The sequence below is a fragment of the Priestia sp. TRN 1309 genome, assembly GCF_050846875.1.
In the GTDB taxonomy this organism is placed as follows: Bacteria; Bacillota; Bacilli; order Bacillales; family Bacillaceae_H; genus Priestia; species Priestia zanthoxyli.
Window position 1 is genome coordinate 1 of the sequence record NZ_JBOZGM010000006.1, and the last position, 16,413, is coordinate 16,413.

Here is a 16,413-nt window from a genome sequence, read left to right on the forward strand (position 1 = left end):
CCACAGGTAGGACTCGAACCTACGACCGATCGGTTAACAGCCGATAGCTCTACCACTGAGCTACTGTGGAACAATATAACATTTACTAGCGACATTAAAAATTTAACATGTTTCTGGCCTAAAGTCAATATATTATTTTAAAACAGCGTATAAAAAATAGGCAATCATCAACAGTTGAATAAATCCTTTCGAGATAGCGCCACTAAAAAAGCCAATAACCGAACCTACTCCAATTTTTACTGCGTTGCTAATTGTGGTCCGATGAACAATCAGTTCTCCTACAATCGCTCCGATAAACGGCCCTAAAATAATTCCAAATCCCGGAATAACAAACGGACCCACAAGCAATCCAACTGTACTTCCCCAAACGCCTGCTTTAGTGCCTCCGAATTTTTTCACACCAATAATATTAGCGATATAGTCTGCTAAAAAAAGTGCGACAACTAACAATCCTTGTATCACCCAAAATAACCAGCTATAGGAGCTAAAATCATAAAATAAACCGTATATGACAAATCCTAGCGCTACAAATAGCACGCTTGGGATGATGGGATAAACCAACCCAACAAACGATACAACAAAGCTAATGATAACTAATGCCCAACATAAAATAGCCATGCCCGCACCTATCCTTTTTATTATTACTATTTATCATACAATAACCACTCTTATAAAGAAAGGCCTTGCATGAGCAAGGCCTTTCTTTATTTTACCTTTGAATATGTCTTTAGATAGCGATCTCCGAGTACCGCTTCCGCAATATTAACAGCATGATCTCCAATTCGTTCTAAATTGCTAATGATATCGACAAAAACAATAGCAGCAGAACCTGTACATACATTTTCATTTAGACGTAAAATGTGCTTCTTACGAAGCAGACGCTCCATTGCATCAATCTGCTCTTCTTTTTGAATGACCTGGACTGCTTTTTCTCTATCTACTTTTTCTAAAGCAAAAACAGCTTCTTTAACTGTTACAATAGTCAATTCGAACATATCAGCTAAGTCGGTATTAGCTTCTTTTGTCATTTTCACCTTATTTGTAATTTGATAATCAACAAGTTCAATGATATTTTCAAAATGATCGCCAATACGCTCAATATCTCGCGCAGTATCTAGAAGCACAGAATGCTCTTCGCTTTCAGCTTCTGACATGGAAGAGCGGGATAACAACACTAAATAATTCGTGATTTTTTTATCTAAATTGTTAATGGCATTTTCAATTTGCATAGTAGCATCAGAATGTTTAGGATGGCGCGTCTTCAAATAACTATTGGCTTCTTCTAACCCAATCGTCGCGAATTCTCCCATACGAATAAGCTCTGCTTTTGCCTGCCCAAGAGCAATTGAAGAAGACTGTTCAATAAAAATAGGATCAAGATGTTTAGGTTTAAAGTCTATAACAGCATCTTCACCAGGAATCAGCTTTGTAACAATTAACGCAAGCAGACCGATAAGAGGGAACTGAATAATTGTATTGGTTGTGTTAAAGAGACCATGAGCAAATGCAATCGTCATTTCTGGGTTTAAGCCCATCGTCTCTCTCAAGTACTCCACAAGACGAGTAAATAACGGCAAGATAATTAAAAAGATAGTTGTACCAATTAAGTTGAACATTACGTGCGTTAAAGCAGCCCTTCTTGCTGCCACACTTGCCCCGATTGAAGCTAAAATAGCGGTAATAGTCGTACCAATGTTGTCTCCAAACAATACAGGCAGCGCGGCATGTATATCAATAGCGCCCTGTCCAAAAAGTTCTTGTAGAATTCCGATAGTAGCGCTAGAGCTTTGCACAATCACCGTAAATAAAGTGCCAATTACAACTCCTAAAATCGGATTATCACTCATGCTTACAGTTAAATCATGAAACTGTTGAAGTGAGCGAAGCGGCTTCATCCCGCTTCCCATAAGCTCTAGACCAAAGAATAACATTCCAAACCCAAAAGCGATTTGACCAAAATTTTGAACAGGTTTACTTTTAAAGAAAAAGAGTAAAATCGCTCCCACTGCGAGAATAGGAAGAGCGTAGCTCGAAATGTCAATTCCGATTATAAAAGCTGTAACTGTCGTACCGATATTTGCGCCCATAATAACCCCTATAGCTTGGCGCAAAGTCATAAAACCGGCACTTACTAAGCCTACCGTAATAACAGTGGTTCCTGAGCTGCTCTGAATAAGAACGGTAACCAGAATACCTGCTAGAACTCCCATAAACGGATTAGTTGTGAATCTGTCTAAAATATCGCGCAATCTATCTCCTGCTGATTTTTGCAACCCATCTCCCATGAACTTAATCCCGAATAAAAAGATTCCGAGTCCACCGATAAATTCAAAAATCATTTTTTGAACATCTAGTTCCAAACACCTCAACTCCTTGATTTTTTTCTAACGACATAGAGAAGTCCTCACTATTATTAACGAATCTTAAAAGCACTGTAAACGTTTTTACGCTAATGTTTACAATAACTTAACAGTATATTTACATTGTAATTGGAAACGATTTCTAGAATCTATTGTAAACCTTGAATTTCCGCTATAGAATAAATTATAGTTAGAATTTTTTAATAAAAGGAGGGTTTACAATAATCATGTTAAAAAAGATGGGATGGAGTCTTACTTCCTTTCAAAAAATGAGGTCTCTTCGCTTTGAGCATACAAACAAAACCATTGGCTTCATATTGTTTTTAACACTTATTTCTTTGCTGCCTACATTTTTCTTTATGACGTTGACAATTGTAAACGGCTATCACATTGCTACAACAGAGCTTCCGAAATCGGTTTCTTCTTTTTCTATTTCAAATTCACAGCTTACGTCAAGCCAACCTTTCACAAAAAAAGTAAACGGTACCGCTTTTATTTTAGACCCCTCACAGTCTATTGAACGGTTTCATTCCCCTGCTCATGCAATTGGTTTTTTAAAGGATGGAATTTACATCACGACTAATTCACAAACACAAACGTATTCATATGAGTTGCTAAACTGGCATCATAAAGATAAAAATGAACTGTTAAACTTGCTGCACGAACAAAAATTTTCTTTATACATACTTGTCCCTATCGCTATGCTTTTACTGTACGTATTAACATCTGGACTAAACTTCCTTTCTATTACCTGCCTTGCTTATCTTGGAAAACTGATTGGACTCATCACTAAGAAGCAGCTTCCTTTCAAACAGCTATGGGCACTGAGCGCTTATAGTACGGTAGCCTTCACGCTGCTTTATACGCTTTTTGAAGCTTTTTCTTTGTCTCTAGCAACACATAGCTCTCTTTACTGGATAGGAACGTTCTTCATTTACTTATTGCTCGTCACAAGGGTTCCTATGAGAAAAAAGGTAAAACCTAATAAAGCGATTGAAACATAACGAAATGAATCCAATCAACGGCTAGAAGCACCTACATACATAAAATCTATGTTTACCCTGCCAATGAAAAGCTCCGAACAAATTTAATTCTTGATCAAGAATCAAATTTGTTCGGAGCTTCTTCAACTAACATACTTTTGTCCCAGCCTCTTTATTTCTGTACAACTTTTCTTCTCCCCATTGCAGAAGAAAAAATTTTCAACTGATACAAAACCCACAAACCTCCTGCTGCGAGCAAACTAAAGCTATAAATAAACATCAGCCTTTCAGTATGCATCCACACTTCAAAAACAACGGGTCCCAACGCTACTCCTAAAAATCTCACCGTTCCATAAATGGATACAATAAATCCTCTTTCTTCGTCTGAAGCCGCTGAAGTAATCATCATATTAATACAAGGAAGAACAAATCCTAAGCCGCCAAAGGCGACTGTCAAACAAAACATCAGCACAGGAAGCGTATAAATCACCGTTAATACTCCAAACATTACGAATAAAAGAATCATTCCTACTATCATCAATTTTTTCATGAGCACTACATCTGTTTTGATTCGCTGACCGGTCCAATAAGAAACGAGCGTCATCGCGCCAAGAGGAAATAAAAAAGCGGTTCCTTTGAAAAAACCGTCTATATGATACGTTTCCTCTATTAAAAAAGATAAGTAATATAAAATGCCAAATAATAAAAACAACCCCAGTCCCCCGACAAAGAATAAAGGAAAAAGCGATTTTCTTTTATCATAGACGATCCCAATGGCTCTCTTTAAATACTCTCCAACAGATACTGAATCTGAACCTGTTTTCGCTTCTCTCACATACATGGCTATACCTACTAAAGCAGCACCTGCAGCTAAAGGATACACAAAAAATGCGGCATACCATACAACGAGTGCCGCCGTTGCTCCAATTATAGGTGCAACCACTTTTCCAGCTCCATTATATACTTCTAAAATCCCAAGGACTTTTGCTCTTTTTTCCCCTGTAAATACATCTCCAGTTAATGCCATTGCCAACGTTGTAGTACCAGCAGCGCCAATCCCTTGAATCACTCTTCCAGCCATCAACACAGCAAAGCTTCCAGAAGAGACCAAAGCGCTACTAGCAGCGACAAGGCTACCGATTATCATCACGATGAGGGAATACATAATTAATTTTTTACGTCCATATCGATCTGATAGAATTCCTACCGCAGGAATACACAATGCAGCCGGAATCGAAAATACACTCAGTATCAAACTGGTTTGGACTCCACTTAAGTGAAGTGACTTTTGAATGCTTGGCAGCAGAGGAATGAGCATGGAATTTCCCAGCACCATGATTAAAGGCAATAAGCCTAATGAAACAATCATTAATTTTTCTTTCAATTTTCGTTCTCCAATCATATTTAAGTAAGACAAGCATAGGCTTTACACATAAGCAAAAGAATGAAGGAGGAGCATAATGAAAAAGCTATGTGCATTAGCCGCTTTCGCTTTTATCGGATATATTTGTCACTACGACATTAAATACGGGACCATTCCTACTGCGACTGAAGCAGTTCAAGTCAGCAAAGCGCAGCCTGCAGAAACAAAAGCCGCCAGCTCTTCTTCCACCTATACAAAAATAAAAATTAAGCCAGGCGATACAGTTTTGTCCGTCATTGAAGAGCTTACAAAAAAATCGATACCGGTTTCTATGAACCAAATGATTAAAGACTTTAAGAAGTTAAATAACGGTACAGCGCCTGAAGATATTCAAATTGGAAAAACGTATAAGTTCCCTATTTACAAGTAATGACAGCATTCTTCTTGTCAAGATGGGATAGTCATTGTTAAAATAGCTAAGGTAGTACTTTCTACTAGTTATTTTGTTCATAAAGAGTTATTCTATTAATGAATTCAAATTCTTGATTTCATTTTGAAGGAGAGATTATCACGTGAGTGAAATTATACATCGTACAAAAACACGCCCCGTTAAAGTTGGAGATTTAACAATTGGGGGCAGTAACGAATTAGTTATTCAAAGTATGACAACCACTAAAACACATGATGTTGAAGCAACGGTTGCAGAAATTAAACGTTTAGAAGAAGCAGGATGCCAAGTTGTTCGTGTTGCTTGTCCAGATGAGCGCGCAGCAGATGCAATCCCTGAAATTAAAAAACGCATTAACATTCCATTAGTTGTAGATATTCATTTTGACTATCGCTTAGCGTTAAAAGCAATTGAAGGCGGAGCGGATAAAATCCGTATCAACCCAGGTAATATTGGACGCCGTGAAAAAGTGGAAGCTGTTGTAAATGCTGCAAAAGCTAAAAATATTCCAATTCGTATTGGAGTTAACGCCGGTTCACTGGAAAAACGTATTTTAGATAAATACGGCTATCCGACAGCAGATGGCATGGTAGAAAGTGCACTTCATCACATTAAAATTTTAGAAGACCTTGATTTCCATGACATCATCGTTTCAATGAAAGCATCCGATGTTAACTTGGCAATTGAAGCATATGAAAAAGCTGCTCAAGCTTTTGACTACCCTCTTCACTTAGGAATTACAGAATCGGGTACATTATTTGCGGGAACTGTAAAAAGTGCAGCAGGTCTTGGCGCTATTTTGTCTAAAGGAATCGGAAATACATTACGTATTTCTTTAAGTGCGGATCCTGTAGAAGAAGTAAAAGTTGCACGCGAGTTGCTAAAATCATTCGGTTTAGCTTCCAATGCTGCAACGCTTATTTCTTGCCCAACTTGCGGACGTATTGAAATTGATTTAATTAGCATTGCTAATGAAGTTGAAGAGTATATTTCAACTGTAAAAGCACCGATTAAAGTAGCGGTACTTGGCTGCGCTGTAAACGGTCCTGGCGAAGCTCGTGAAGCTGATATCGGGATTGCAGGAGCACGCGGTGAAGGTCTTCTATTCCGCAAAGGTGAAATCGTACGCAAAGTTCCGGAAGAAACAATGGTTGAGGAACTAAAAAAAGAAATTGATAAAATTGCTGCTGAATATCACGCAAAGCAAGAAGCTGAAAAAGCTGCAGCTAAATCATAACCAAAAAAAGCGAGGCGCATATGCGCCTCGCTTTTTTTATGAAAAGAACGGTAATATAAACGTACCGACAATAATCGATACAACTCCGATCCCTATTGCCCATGCTCCTAGCGTAAGTGCTCCTTTTCTGCGTGCGATAAACCCTAGAATAATCCCAGCGGCACCAAGAATAATTGGTAAAAAGAATAGTGAAAGAATCGAAAGCACGAGTGCGAAACGACCGTATCCCGTTCCTTCTCCTCGTCCAGCGACTTCATGATTGCGATTGCGGTCAATATCTATAACTTCACGCTCTGCATGTGGCTCTCCTACTCGGTAAGGAACGCCCACTTCAGCTGCAGTTTCTTCCATGAAATCAGCTTCATATACATCTTTTCTACGCCTTTGTTCTTCATTCTCCATGCTTAATCCCTCGCTTTCGTAAATAAGGAGCATTTATAGTATCTGAATGCGAGAAAAAATTATAAGTGTTAATCTTATACAGCTGCTCATTTTCTTGCAAAAATAGATACCTGCACGATTCCCACACCGTATAATCATCCTTATCTTTTTTCTTAAGGAGTATAAAAAGTATTACTGTTTCTCTTTAGGCTTTATGTTACACTAGACAAGAATAATCAAGCACCTAAGTAGAATAAACGTATTAAAGGAGTGCACGTAGTTGACAAAAAAGTTTGGAATTGACATTGATGGAACTGTTACCTCTCCTGAAACTTTTGTTCCTCATTTAAATAAAGCCTTTAACTTAAATTTAACACTTGAAGATATTACAGAATATGATTTCAGCCCTTTTGTAAATGTATCACCTGCAGAACTCGGGAAATGGTTTAAAGCAAATGAACGCTCTATTTACGAAACCTCTCCACTTGCAGACGATGCAAAAGCGGTTTTGCAAAAGTGGCATCAAAAGCACGAATTATTCTTTATTAGTGCAAGGCACGATCAGCTATTGGACGTCACGGAAGAATGGTTTCAAAAAAATGAGCTATCGTTTCATCACATTGAGTTAGTCGGCTCTCATTTTAAAGTTGAGACAGCAAAACGATACGATGTTGATATCTTTTTTGAAGACAAACATGATAATGCTTGTGAAATCAGTGAAGAATGCAATATTCCCGTTATCTTATTTGATACTCCTTATAATCGCTTACCTGTTCCAAAAGGAGTGGTTCGCGTATATAACTGGCTAGAAGCAGATCAGTGGGTAGCCGACTGGTTAAAAGAACAGCAAAAATAAAAAAGAGAGGTGCATAGCACCCTCTCTTTTTTATTGATTACATTCTATACATTGACCGTAAATTTCGAATTTATGGCCTGTAATATTATACCCTCGCAAATCCTCGTCTACATACTCCATCGGACAAGCTTCAATTTCTTTTGTTTTTCCACAATCTAAACAAATGAAGTGGTGATGATGATGAGCAGTTGCACATTTAAATCGAAAGTGCTTTTCGCTCGAAAGCTCCGTCATTTCAAGTACGCCTAACTCTACAAATAATGATAAATTACGGTAGATTGTATCAAAACTTAGACCAGGATAATCAGGCTTCATATATTCTAATACATCTTTTGCCGTTAAGTACTTATTTGATTTTGAAAACAAGGCAAGCATTTCTTCACGTTTTCCTGTATGTTTATATCCTTGATCTTTTAATAAATGAATGGCTTCAGTTAAATTCATTTTTGTTTCCCCTTCCGTCCTTTATTAATCATAATAGATATGATTAAAATAACAACAGCAATGACAACAATTGTACCGCCTGGTGCTAAATCCAAGTAGTACGCTGAAAATAATCCGCCTAAAACAGATATTTCACCAAAAATCACCGAAAGCAGAATCGTTTGTTTAAAGCCTCTAGCTAAGCGAATGCTTGCTGCTACAGGAAGAGTCATAAGCGATGACACCAATAGAATACCGACGATACGCATCGATACAGCAATGACAAGAGCAACCATCACGATAAATAAAAAGTGCATCCACTTCGATTTAATTCCAGAAGCAGAAGCATGCTCCTCGTCAAAAGATAAAATAAATAATTCTTTATATAAGAAAAAGACAATAGCTATTACAAATACGGCTATGACAACAACTGTCCAAAGATCCGAACGACTAACTGCACTCACGCTTCCAAACAAATAATTCATTAAATCATTATTAAAACCGTCTGCCAGCGAGATACAAATTGCACTAATACCAATTCCGCCCGATAAAATAATCGGAATGGCCAGCTCTTGATAGTGCTTGTAGACCCCTCGAAGCTTCTCGATAAAAAGAGCCCCTGTAACGGAAGACACCATTCCTAAATAGACGGGGTTCACTCCTTGCATAAACCCTATTTTCTGACTAAGAAGCAAGCTCGCAGAAATTCCGGCTAGCGTCACGTGACTTAACGCGTCTGCAATTAAAGAAAGACGTCTTACTACGATGAACGTGCCCAATAAAGGAGCTAAGACGCCAATAATCATACCTGTTAAAAATGCATTTCGCAAAAACTCAAATTGAAATAAACTGCTTATCATACGTGCTGCCCTCCATGATGATGATCATGGGTTAACACATGAACATTATGACCATAAAACATAGATACGTCATGTTCACAAAGCTGTTCGAATTCTTTGGCATTCCCATGAAAGTGTAAAAATTTATTTAAACAAGCAACGTGGGTTACTTTTTCCGAGACAGTTCCAATATCGTGAGTAACAAGCACAAGCGTAATTCCTTTTTCTTTATTTAACTTTTCAAGAAGCTCATAAAAAGTGTATACATTTTGTGCATCCACTCCGACCGTAGGCTCATCTAAAATTAACAGCTCGGGCTCACTTACAAGCGCGCGTGCAATAAAAATTCGCTGCTGCTGACCACCGGATAGCTCTCCTATGTTTCGATTTAAAAATTCGCTCATCCCCACTGCTTCTACCGCTTCTTTTACCTTTTGTTTATGAGAAGCATTCATAAAGCGAAACAAACCTAGTTTTGAAGTAAGGCCCGTGGAAACCACTTCAAAAACGGTAGCAGGAAAGCCGCTGTTGAAACTATTCGCTTTTTGCGATACATATCCAATTTTACTTCGTTCTTTAAACCTTCTCTGATCTTTTCCAAATAAACGAATTGAACCTTGAGATGGTTTTTGCAAACCAAGCAAACATTTGATTAGCGTTGATTTCCCAGAACCATTTGGACCAACGAGCCCCAAAAAAGCTCCTTTTGGAATTGAAAAACTTATATCTTCTAATACATTCACTCCATCATATTGAAATGATAAATGATCAATTTCAATGATATCAGGTGTATTCATATGCGCCTCACCATTCTTTTTTTATATTTCTCCATACAAAAGAGGGCACGGTTTCTATCGTATACTCCGTTACCCATTTACTTTCTCAGAATCATTACGATTTAGTCATTAATGTAGTATACAGGATTGTCTTTTATTTGTAAACTAAGCCGTTTCACTCTTTCGCTTTCTTACCCCCGTAGGTTCATCCGACTCAAAATGTTGTTTTATTACACAATATAGTCACATCTTTCTTTTTTATTCATAAACTGTATATGACGAGGAGGTAATCATATGAAAATTGTACAGCAGATTGTCAATAAGAAAGTAAACAATATTACCCCGAAAGAGCTTTTAAAGTATAGCAAACAATACAACATCCCCATTACAGATCAGCAGGCACACACCCTTGTATCTGTCATTAGACAGCAGCCCGTAAATATTTATAACCTTGAAGAGCGCCGAAATTTAATCAAACAAATTGCTCAAGTAACAGATCGTGAAACTGCCAGACGCGTGAACGAATTATTTCAGCAGTTAATGTAAAAGAAGAGGTCATGTCTGTAGACATGACCTCTTTCAATCACATATGAAATTACATAAGCTTTTGTTTTAATTCTGAATCAAAGCTTTGTGCACGAATCATATCAATTTCCAATTGATATGGCGCTTTTTTATTTTTCTTATCTTCTCCTACATAAGGAGTTTCTAGAATTTTAGGAACTTCTTTAAACGCTGGGTGATGAACAATATAATTCAGTGCACCAAATCCGATTTCACCAAACCCAATGTTTTCATGACGGTCTTTTCGAGCACCGCATACATTTTTACTATCATTGATGTGAAGCACTTTAATTCGCTGTATTCCTACGGTTTTGTCAAATTCATTTAATACACCGTCAAAGTCTTGAACGATATCGTAACCAGCATCATGTACGTGACATGTGTCAAAACAAACAGAGAGCTTTTCATTGTGCGTCACACCATCAATAATTTGGGCGATTTCTTCAAAGCTTCTTCCACACTCTGTTCCTTTTCCAGCCATTGTCTCAAGCGCAATTTGAACTTCTTGATCAGCTGTCAACACTTCGTTTAGACCGTTGATAATTTGCTGAATACCAGCATCTGCTCCGGCCCCCACATGAGCCCCTGGATGAAGAACAATTTGCTTTGCGCCAAGAGCATGGGTGCGCTGAATTTCAGACGTTAAGAAATCTACTCCAAGCTCAAATGTTTCGGGCTTTGTTGTATTCCCTAAATTAATGATATAAGGAGCATGTACAACAATATCTTTCATTCCATGCTCTTTCATATGCAAAAGACCAGCTTCAATATTAAGCTCTTCAATCTTTTTGCGACGAGTATTTTGTGGAGCGCCTGTATAGATCATAAACGTATTTGCTCCATAAGAAGCTGCCTCTTCACTTGCTCCTAAAAGCATCTTTTTGCCGCTCATCGATACGTGAGAACCAATTTTCAACATTCTTTTTTACACCTCTAACCTATTGCGATTAACGATTGTTGCGTCTTTCACTACGCTTTTTCTTTTGCACGTACTTTGTAATTTCACGAGCACGTTTTTTCTTATAGCCAGGCTTTACTTTCTTAGGCTTTTGAATAAAGCGATGTGCCTCTTCTCCCACTTCATCCGCTTTCTTCACACGCTTTTTACGGCGGTTACGGTCATCAATAGAAACCCATTCTTGCTTTTGAAGATCTTTGTTTACAAACTCGATTCCCATTTTCTCTAGCTTATTTACTGCATCTTCATCTTCCACATCGAAGATTGTAGCAGCAATTCCAGAATGACCAGCACGAGCTGTACGGCCTACGCGGTGAATGTAGAAATCTAGATCTGAAGGAAGCTCAAAGTTAATAACGTGTGAAATCCCTTCAATATCAATACCGCGAGCTGCTAAATCTGTCGCTACTACGTATTGAAATTCTAAATTATTAATTTGCTTCATCATTTTCTTACGGTCACGAGGAGATAAGTCTCCGTGAATTCTTCCTACTTTTAAGCCTTTAGACAGTAGGTCATCTGCTACTTCGTCCGCCATTTTCTTTGTATTTGTAAAGACGATAGCTAAATAAGGATTATACGAAATAAGCATATCGTGCAGCAGCTTAAACTTGTTACGATGACGTAGTGGAACTAATACATGCTCTAATTTAGCCGCTGCTGCTTGCTTCGGCGAAACATGCGTAAATTTTGGATTTTCCATGTATTTTTTTAAGAATGGCTTTAATTTTTCAGGAATCGTTGCTGAAAAAACAAGCATCTGTAATTTTTCAGGCATGTTGCTTGCCAAACGGTCCACATCTTCTAAAAATCCCATATCAAGCATTAAATCAGCTTCGTCTACTACTAACGCCTTAGTTGTATACACAACTAACGCTTTTTCATTTACTAAATCAAACAAACGAGCCGGTGTTCCTACAACCACTTGAGGCTGTTTCTTTAATTTGTCGATTGTACGCTGCTTATCTGTACCGCCGATAAAACATTTTGCTGAAATTTCTTCTCCTTCAGCACTGTGTTTTGTTAGCTTTAAGACTTCTTGATAAATTTGAGAAGCAAGCTCACGAGTTGGAGCGGTAATTACAACTTGTACTTCTTCTTTTTTAGGATCTACCTTTTCAAGTAAAGGCAACAAATAAGCGTGTGTTTTGCCCGTCCCTGTTTGTGACTGACCAATTACACTTTCCCCTTTTAAAACGGAAGGAATTAAGCGCTCTTGAATCTCTGTAGGCTGATAAAAACCTAATTGTTTAATTGCTTCTATTAAAAATGGTTGAAACTCAAAACGTTCAAAGTTTGTTTTTTCCATAATAGTCTCCTTTTTTACATTCACGTTCATCTTTTAAGGCACAATATATGATTATAATCGATTTTTCCTTCTGTGACTACTTCTCATTCATATTACTAAAACTTATTACCTGTTTCAAAAACATTTTATCGCGAGTTGCATACGATAGTAAAAGAAAATCTACTTTACTAAAGGAGGTGCGTCCTTTGCTACAGCGAAGACCACCATTTCCACCCGGTATGCAAAGAAGAATGATGCCAGGAATGCCACCGCAAAACGGTTTTGGGCAACAACCTGGTAACTTTGGCCAATTTAATCCATTACAGCAGTTTCGTAACTTTGCCCAGCAAACAAATGCTCAACAATCATTTTACCCGAATCAGCAAGGCCTGAACCGTGGAGGAGGTAACTTCTTAACTCGCCTATTCCGAAGAGGCGGGAATAGAAACATCCCCTTTCAACAAGCAGCAGCTGCTGCTCCTCGAGGTTCTTTGTTTTCAGGCCTTTCAGGAGCCCAAGGTGCTGCAGGAGCGACCAACTCTTCTTCCCTGCTTGGAGGTTTGCAAGGTTTAACGAACCCTGCTAACTTAAGCTCCATGATGGGAAATGTTCAGCGAGTATTAAAAGCTGCGGAAACGATGGGACCTATGATTCAACAATACGGACCTCTTGTCAAAAATGCTCCTTCTCTATGGAAAATCTATCAAGCCCTGCGCTCAAGTGACGATACAGATGAAGTACTCGAAGCAGAAGGAACAGAGGTTGCTGAAACTGATGAAAGCAAAGACAGTAAGGTTTTGTCAACAGGCGCAGAAAGCACGGATTCATCTGATGATGAGCTGGATTTCTTCGAAGAAGAAATTGAACTTTCCTCTAGAGATCGAGTGTCTAAACCAAAACTTTATATTTGATAAATCTGCTAGTTCCGTAAGTAAAGACAGTAAGTAAAAAAAGAATATCTTTGTATTCTTCCTTCCTCTTTTATATAATAGAAGCGAGTTGAATTGCTCGTCAGGATTATGATGAGGAGGAAATTGAAATGAAAGTTATTAAAATCGCACCGCGCGGCTATTGTTATGGTGTAGTAGACGCAATGGTCATTGCACGAAACGCCGCTTTAGATAAATCATTGCCTCGACCAATCTATATCTTAGGAATGATTGTTCATAATAAACACGTTACAGATGCGTTTGAAGAGGACGGCATTATCACACTGGACGGTGCTAATCGCCTAGAAATCTTAGACCAAATAAATGAAGGAACCGTTATTTTTACGGCGCACGGAGTATCTCCAGAAGTAAAAGAACGAGCAAAAGAAAAAGGTTTAACAACAATCGATGCTACATGTCCGGATGTTACAAAAACCCACGACCTTATTCGCCAAAAAGAAAAAGAAGGTTATGACGTTATTTATATCGGAAAAAGAAATCATCCTGAGCCAGAAGGTGCACTTGGCATCGCACCAGATATCGTTCATTTAATTGAAAAAGCAGAAGACGTAGCCCATTTAAATATTCAACGTGAAAAAGTCATTGTAACCAATCAGACAACAATGAGTCAGTGGGACGTTGCAGATGTCATGGAAAAAGTAAAAGAAAAATATCCGCACGCTGAAGTTCACAAGGAAATTTGTTTAGCTACACAAGTTCGCCAAGAAGCTGTAGCTGAGCAAGCAGGTGAAGCAGATGTTACAATCGTAGTAGGAGATCCTAAAAGTAACAATTCAAACCGTCTAGCTCAAGTATCAATGGAGATTGCCGGCACTGAGGCATATCGCATCGGTGACATCTCAGAGCTTCAGATCGAATGGTTGATGAACGCGAAAACCGTAGCTGTTACGGCAGGCGCATCTACCCCTACTCCAATCACAAAAGAGGTCATCAATTTTCTAGATCAGTTCGATCCGGAAGATGAAACAACATGGACACGTGAAAAAAGTGTGCCTCTTTCAAAAATTTTACCAAAAGTTCGAACAAAAAAATCGTCTTAATAGACGCAAAAGAAGGTGTTGACATTCGTCAACACCTTCTTTGTTACATAAACGTAAATGGGTTTGTGTCTACTTTTGAATCAAATACTTCACACTCAAAGTTTTTCGCTTCAAAAAGACTGTTTAATACGCGTGTTACACCTTTTCTCATGACTTTTTCAACATGATGACCAGGATCTACAACGTTTAATCCCATTGCCATTGCATCATGCGCAACGTGGAAATACAAATCACCTGTTACATAGGCATCTGCTCCGCTAAATTTTGCGTTTGTAATATATTTGTTTCCGTCTCCGCCAAGAACAGCTACTTTTTTCACAGTAGCATCCATAGACCCTACTACTCTGACACCATCTACATCCAATGCTTGTTTAACGTGATCGGCAAACTGTTTTAACGTCATCTCTTCTTTTAACTTACCAATTCGTCCAAGTCCAAGCGTTTCGCCCGTTTGTTCCACTGGATAAATGTCATAGGCTACTTCTTCGTAAGGATGAGCACTGAGCATGGCACGAATAATTTTATTTTGTTGACCCGCTTCAAAAATAGTTTCAACTTTTGTTTCATTGACACGTTCTAGCTCTCCTTTTGAGCCAATGTATGGATTGGCTTCTGAAGAAGGTTTAAATGTGCCTTCGCCTTCTGTTGAAAACGTACAGTCGCTGTAAAGGCCAACATGTCCAGCTCCCGCATCACAAATAGCTGTGCGCACTGCTTCAGCGTCATTTGAAGGAACAAATACAGCTAGCTTTTTCAATTGAATCGACGTTGTCGGAACCAGCACTTTTGTCTCTTGTAGCCCCAACGCTTCGGCTAACAAGTCATTTACTCCGCCTTTAGCTATATCTAAGTTTGTATGAGCAGCATATACGGCAATATCATGCTTAATGCATTTCTCCAAAATACGTCCTTCAGGACGATCTGTAACCACTTGTTTTAGAGGTCTAAAAATAGGAGGATGATGAGCAATAATTAAATCCACTTGTTTTTCAATTGCTTCGTCTACGACCGTTTCAAGAACATCTAACGTTACCATTACTTTTTTTACAGGCTTGTTTAACGTTCCAATCTGTAAACCAATTTTATCTCCTTCAACCGCTAAATGCTTGGGAGAAAATGATTCAAATGCCTCAATTACTTGAAATCCGTTAGGGATTTTACTCATTTTAACGCCTCCTCAATTAATGAGATGTCTTGGGTAAGTTTTTGAAGTTTTGCTTTGCTTTCCTCTGACTGAGCCTGTTCCATTTGACTGACAATTTGTTTAAGATGATTTAGTTCATGCGTCCACTTTGTCATAAAAGCAGAAGAGCGCTTTTCTTTTAAAATAGGGCCCATTAACACACCGGCTTCCACTTCCCCGTTATACGGAGCTAAAGGGTTTCCAGGTTCAGCGACGATGACTTCATACATACGACCGTCTTCTTCGATGATTTTTTCATCAATGATTTCCCAGTTGTGTTGAATCAGCCAGCTGCGAATATGATGTGAACCAATATTTGGCTGAAGCACAAGTCTTTTTACTCCTTCTAATTTTGCCTTTCCTTCTTCTAAAATCATCGTAATAAGCGTTCCGCCCATTCCGCAGATTGTAATACAGTCTACTTCATTCGGCGATATTACTTCTAGGCCGTTTCCTTTTCGAACATCAATAACATCCGTTAAGCTTGTTTTTTTCACCTGCTGAATAGCCGATTGCAGGGGACCTTCTGTAATTTCACCTGCTACAGCGCCGCTAATATATCCATTTAAATAAGCAAAACATGGCAAATACGCATGATCTGAGCCAATGTCTGCTATCTTTGCTCCCAAAGGAATCGACTTTACTACTTCTTCAAGTCTTGCTGATAAGTTTAATTCATTCATTTTGTCACCTATTCTCTATGTGATTACTGTTCATTATTTTAACATAGATAGCTGCATGATTCCTATTTCTCTTCATGTTTT

At 38.4% G+C, this 16,413-nt stretch carries 18 protein-coding genes; 7 read left to right on the forward strand and 11 right to left on the reverse strand.

Annotated elements, in window-relative coordinates; all coding sequences use genetic code 11:
- Positions 1-132 precede the first annotated feature (132 nt).
- Positions 133-618 carry a DUF456 domain-containing protein gene (locus tag ACRPLQ_RS21470; protein ID WP_028411626.1) on the reverse strand — a complete coding sequence of 162 codons (486 nt, stop codon included), beginning with the start codon at positions 616-618 and terminating at the stop codon, positions 133-135.
- An 86-nt stretch (positions 619-704) separates the two neighbouring features.
- Positions 705-2,360, reverse strand: a complete 1,656-nt coding sequence (locus ACRPLQ_RS21475; RefSeq protein ID WP_176343412.1) for a Na/Pi cotransporter family protein — start codon at positions 2,358-2,360, stop codon at positions 705-707.
- A 227-nt stretch (positions 2,361-2,587) separates the two neighbouring features.
- On the opposite strand from ACRPLQ_RS21475, the gene ACRPLQ_RS21480 reads away from it, so the two are divergent.
- On the forward strand, positions 2,588-3,364 hold the full coding sequence (locus ACRPLQ_RS21480) for a DUF1189 domain-containing protein (protein ID WP_205689537.1): 777 nt from the start codon (positions 2,588-2,590) through the stop codon (positions 3,362-3,364).
- A 151-nt stretch (positions 3,365-3,515) separates the two neighbouring features.
- On the opposite strand, the gene ACRPLQ_RS21485 is transcribed toward ACRPLQ_RS21480, so the two are convergent.
- A complete protein-coding gene (locus tag ACRPLQ_RS21485; protein WP_028411629.1) occupies positions 3,516-4,727 on the reverse strand; it encodes an MFS transporter in 1,212 nt (403 codons plus the stop codon).
- A 76-nt stretch (positions 4,728-4,803) separates the two neighbouring features.
- Here ACRPLQ_RS21485 and ACRPLQ_RS21490 point away from each other — a divergent pair, with 76 nt between their 5' ends.
- Together ACRPLQ_RS21490 and ispG are read left to right on the forward strand one after the other, a co-directional pair.
- Entirely contained in the window at positions 4,804-5,136 is a 333-nt protein-coding gene (locus ACRPLQ_RS21490; protein WP_028411630.1) for a hypothetical protein, read from the forward strand.
- Between the two features lie 151 nt (positions 5,137-5,287).
- The gene (gene ispG, locus ACRPLQ_RS21495) at positions 5,288-6,391 is read left to right on the forward strand and encodes a flavodoxin-dependent (E)-4-hydroxy-3-methylbut-2-enyl-diphosphate synthase (protein ID WP_201763664.1); all 1,104 of its coding nucleotides are present in this window, start codon (positions 5,288-5,290) and stop codon (positions 6,389-6,391) included.
- Positions 6,392-6,427: 36 nt separating this feature from the next.
- Here the strand turns inward: ispG and ACRPLQ_RS21500 are convergent, their stop codons facing one another.
- Positions 6,428-6,793 carry a hypothetical protein gene (locus ACRPLQ_RS21500; RefSeq protein ID WP_013059205.1) on the reverse strand — a complete coding sequence of 122 codons (366 nt, stop codon included), beginning with the start codon at positions 6,791-6,793 and terminating at the stop codon, positions 6,428-6,430.
- A gap of 259 nt (positions 6,794-7,052) precedes the next feature.
- On the opposite strand from ACRPLQ_RS21500, the gene ACRPLQ_RS21505 reads away from it, so the two are divergent.
- Positions 7,053-7,628 carry a 5' nucleotidase, NT5C type gene (locus tag ACRPLQ_RS21505; protein ID WP_034271152.1) on the forward strand — a complete coding sequence of 192 codons (576 nt, stop codon included), beginning with the start codon at positions 7,053-7,055 and terminating at the stop codon, positions 7,626-7,628.
- Positions 7,629-7,658: 30 nt separating this feature from the next.
- On the opposite strand, the gene ACRPLQ_RS21510 is transcribed toward ACRPLQ_RS21505, so the two are convergent.
- From ACRPLQ_RS21510 to ACRPLQ_RS21520, 3 genes are read right to left on the reverse strand one after another with little or no spacing between them, the layout of a single operon-like run.
- Positions 7,659-8,072 (reverse strand): Fur family transcriptional regulator, encoded by a 414-nt coding sequence (locus ACRPLQ_RS21510; protein ID WP_013059207.1) that lies wholly within the window; start codon positions 8,070-8,072, stop codon positions 7,659-7,661.
- Positions 8,069-8,911: a metal ABC transporter permease gene (locus ACRPLQ_RS21515; RefSeq protein ID WP_028411633.1), complete on the reverse strand. Its 843-nt coding sequence runs from the start codon at positions 8,909-8,911 to the stop codon at positions 8,069-8,071. The genes ACRPLQ_RS21510 and ACRPLQ_RS21515 overlap by 4 nt, the downstream gene beginning before the upstream one ends.
- Positions 8,908-9,687, reverse strand: coding sequence for a metal ABC transporter ATP-binding protein (locus tag ACRPLQ_RS21520; protein WP_028411634.1), 780 nt, complete (start codon positions 9,685-9,687; stop codon positions 8,908-8,910). Before ACRPLQ_RS21520 ends, ACRPLQ_RS21515 begins: the two co-directional genes overlap by 4 nt.
- A 273-nt stretch (positions 9,688-9,960) precedes the next feature.
- Between ACRPLQ_RS21520 and ACRPLQ_RS21525 the strand changes: the two genes are divergently transcribed.
- Positions 9,961-10,212, forward strand: a complete 252-nt coding sequence (locus ACRPLQ_RS21525) for a DUF2624 domain-containing protein (protein ID WP_013059210.1) — start codon at positions 9,961-9,963, stop codon at positions 10,210-10,212.
- A gap of 49 nt (positions 10,213-10,261) precedes the next feature.
- Here the strand turns inward: ACRPLQ_RS21525 and ACRPLQ_RS21530 are convergent, their stop codons facing one another.
- Both ACRPLQ_RS21530 and ACRPLQ_RS21535 read right to left on the reverse strand, forming a co-directional pair.
- Positions 10,262-11,149, reverse strand: coding sequence for a deoxyribonuclease IV (locus ACRPLQ_RS21530; protein WP_028411635.1), 888 nt, complete (start codon positions 11,147-11,149; stop codon positions 10,262-10,264).
- Between the two features lie 28 nt (positions 11,150-11,177).
- Positions 11,178-12,497 carry a DEAD/DEAH box helicase gene (locus ACRPLQ_RS21535; protein ID WP_013059212.1) on the reverse strand — a complete coding sequence of 440 codons (1,320 nt, stop codon included), beginning with the start codon at positions 12,495-12,497 and terminating at the stop codon, positions 11,178-11,180.
- Between the two features lie 176 nt (positions 12,498-12,673).
- On the opposite strand from ACRPLQ_RS21535, the gene ACRPLQ_RS21540 reads away from it, so the two are divergent.
- Positions 12,674-13,387: a YqfQ family protein gene (locus tag ACRPLQ_RS21540; RefSeq protein WP_223546251.1), complete on the forward strand. Its 714-nt coding sequence runs from the start codon at positions 12,674-12,676 to the stop codon at positions 13,385-13,387.
- A 128-nt stretch (positions 13,388-13,515) separates the two neighbouring features.
- Positions 13,516-14,466, forward strand: coding sequence for a 4-hydroxy-3-methylbut-2-enyl diphosphate reductase (locus ACRPLQ_RS21545; protein WP_028411638.1), 951 nt, complete (start codon positions 13,516-13,518; stop codon positions 14,464-14,466).
- Positions 14,467-14,509: 43 nt separating this feature from the next.
- On the opposite strand, the gene ACRPLQ_RS21550 is transcribed toward ACRPLQ_RS21545, so the two are convergent.
- Together ACRPLQ_RS21550 and ACRPLQ_RS21555 are read right to left on the reverse strand one after the other, a co-directional pair.
- Complete coding sequence (locus tag ACRPLQ_RS21550; RefSeq protein ID WP_155007639.1) at positions 14,510-15,631, reverse strand: Nif3-like dinuclear metal center hexameric protein; 1,122 nt, start codon at positions 15,629-15,631, stop codon at positions 14,510-14,512.
- Entirely contained in the window at positions 15,628-16,332 is a 705-nt protein-coding gene (locus ACRPLQ_RS21555) for a tRNA (adenine(22)-N(1))-methyltransferase (RefSeq protein WP_154991833.1), read from the reverse strand. Before ACRPLQ_RS21555 ends, ACRPLQ_RS21550 begins: the two co-directional genes overlap by 4 nt.
- Positions 16,333-16,413 lie beyond the last annotated feature (81 nt).

Coding starts and splice junctions, on each gene's coding strand:
- ACRPLQ_RS21470 (WP_028411626.1), bottom strand. CDS start 618: ATGGCTATTTTATGTTGGGCATTAGTTATCATTAGCTTTGTTGTATCG.
- ACRPLQ_RS21480 (WP_205689537.1), top strand. CDS start 2,588: ATGTTAAAAAAGATGGGATGGAGTCTTACTTCCTTTCAAAAAATGAGG.
- ACRPLQ_RS21490 (WP_028411630.1), top strand. CDS start 4,804: ATGAAAAAGCTATGTGCATTAGCCGCTTTCGCTTTTATCGGATATATT.
- ACRPLQ_RS21500 (WP_013059205.1), bottom strand. CDS start 6,793: ATGGAGAATGAAGAACAAAGGCGTAGAAAAGATGTATATGAAGCTGAT.
- ACRPLQ_RS21510 (WP_013059207.1), bottom strand. CDS start 8,072: ATGAATTTAACTGAAGCCATTCATTTATTAAAAGATCAAGGATATAAA.
- ACRPLQ_RS21515 (WP_028411633.1), bottom strand. CDS start 8,911: ATGATAAGCAGTTTATTTCAATTTGAGTTTTTGCGAAATGCATTTTTA.
- ACRPLQ_RS21520 (WP_028411634.1), bottom strand. CDS start 9,687: ATGAATACACCTGATATCATTGAAATTGATCATTTATCATTTCAATAT.
- ACRPLQ_RS21525 (WP_013059210.1), top strand. CDS start 9,961: ATGAAAATTGTACAGCAGATTGTCAATAAGAAAGTAAACAATATTACC.
- ACRPLQ_RS21530 (WP_028411635.1), bottom strand. CDS start 11,149: ATGTTGAAAATTGGTTCTCACGTATCGATGAGCGGCAAAAAGATGCTT.
- ACRPLQ_RS21535 (WP_013059212.1), bottom strand. CDS start 12,497: ATGGAAAAAACAAACTTTGAACGTTTTGAGTTTCAACCATTTTTAATA.
- ACRPLQ_RS21545 (WP_028411638.1), top strand. CDS start 13,516: ATGAAAGTTATTAAAATCGCACCGCGCGGCTATTGTTATGGTGTAGTA.
- ACRPLQ_RS21550 (WP_155007639.1), bottom strand. CDS start 15,631: ATGAGTAAAATCCCTAACGGATTTCAAGTAATTGAGGCATTTGAATCA.
- ACRPLQ_RS21555 (WP_154991833.1), bottom strand. CDS start 16,332: ATGAATGAATTAAACTTATCAGCAAGACTTGAAGAAGTAGTAAAGTCG.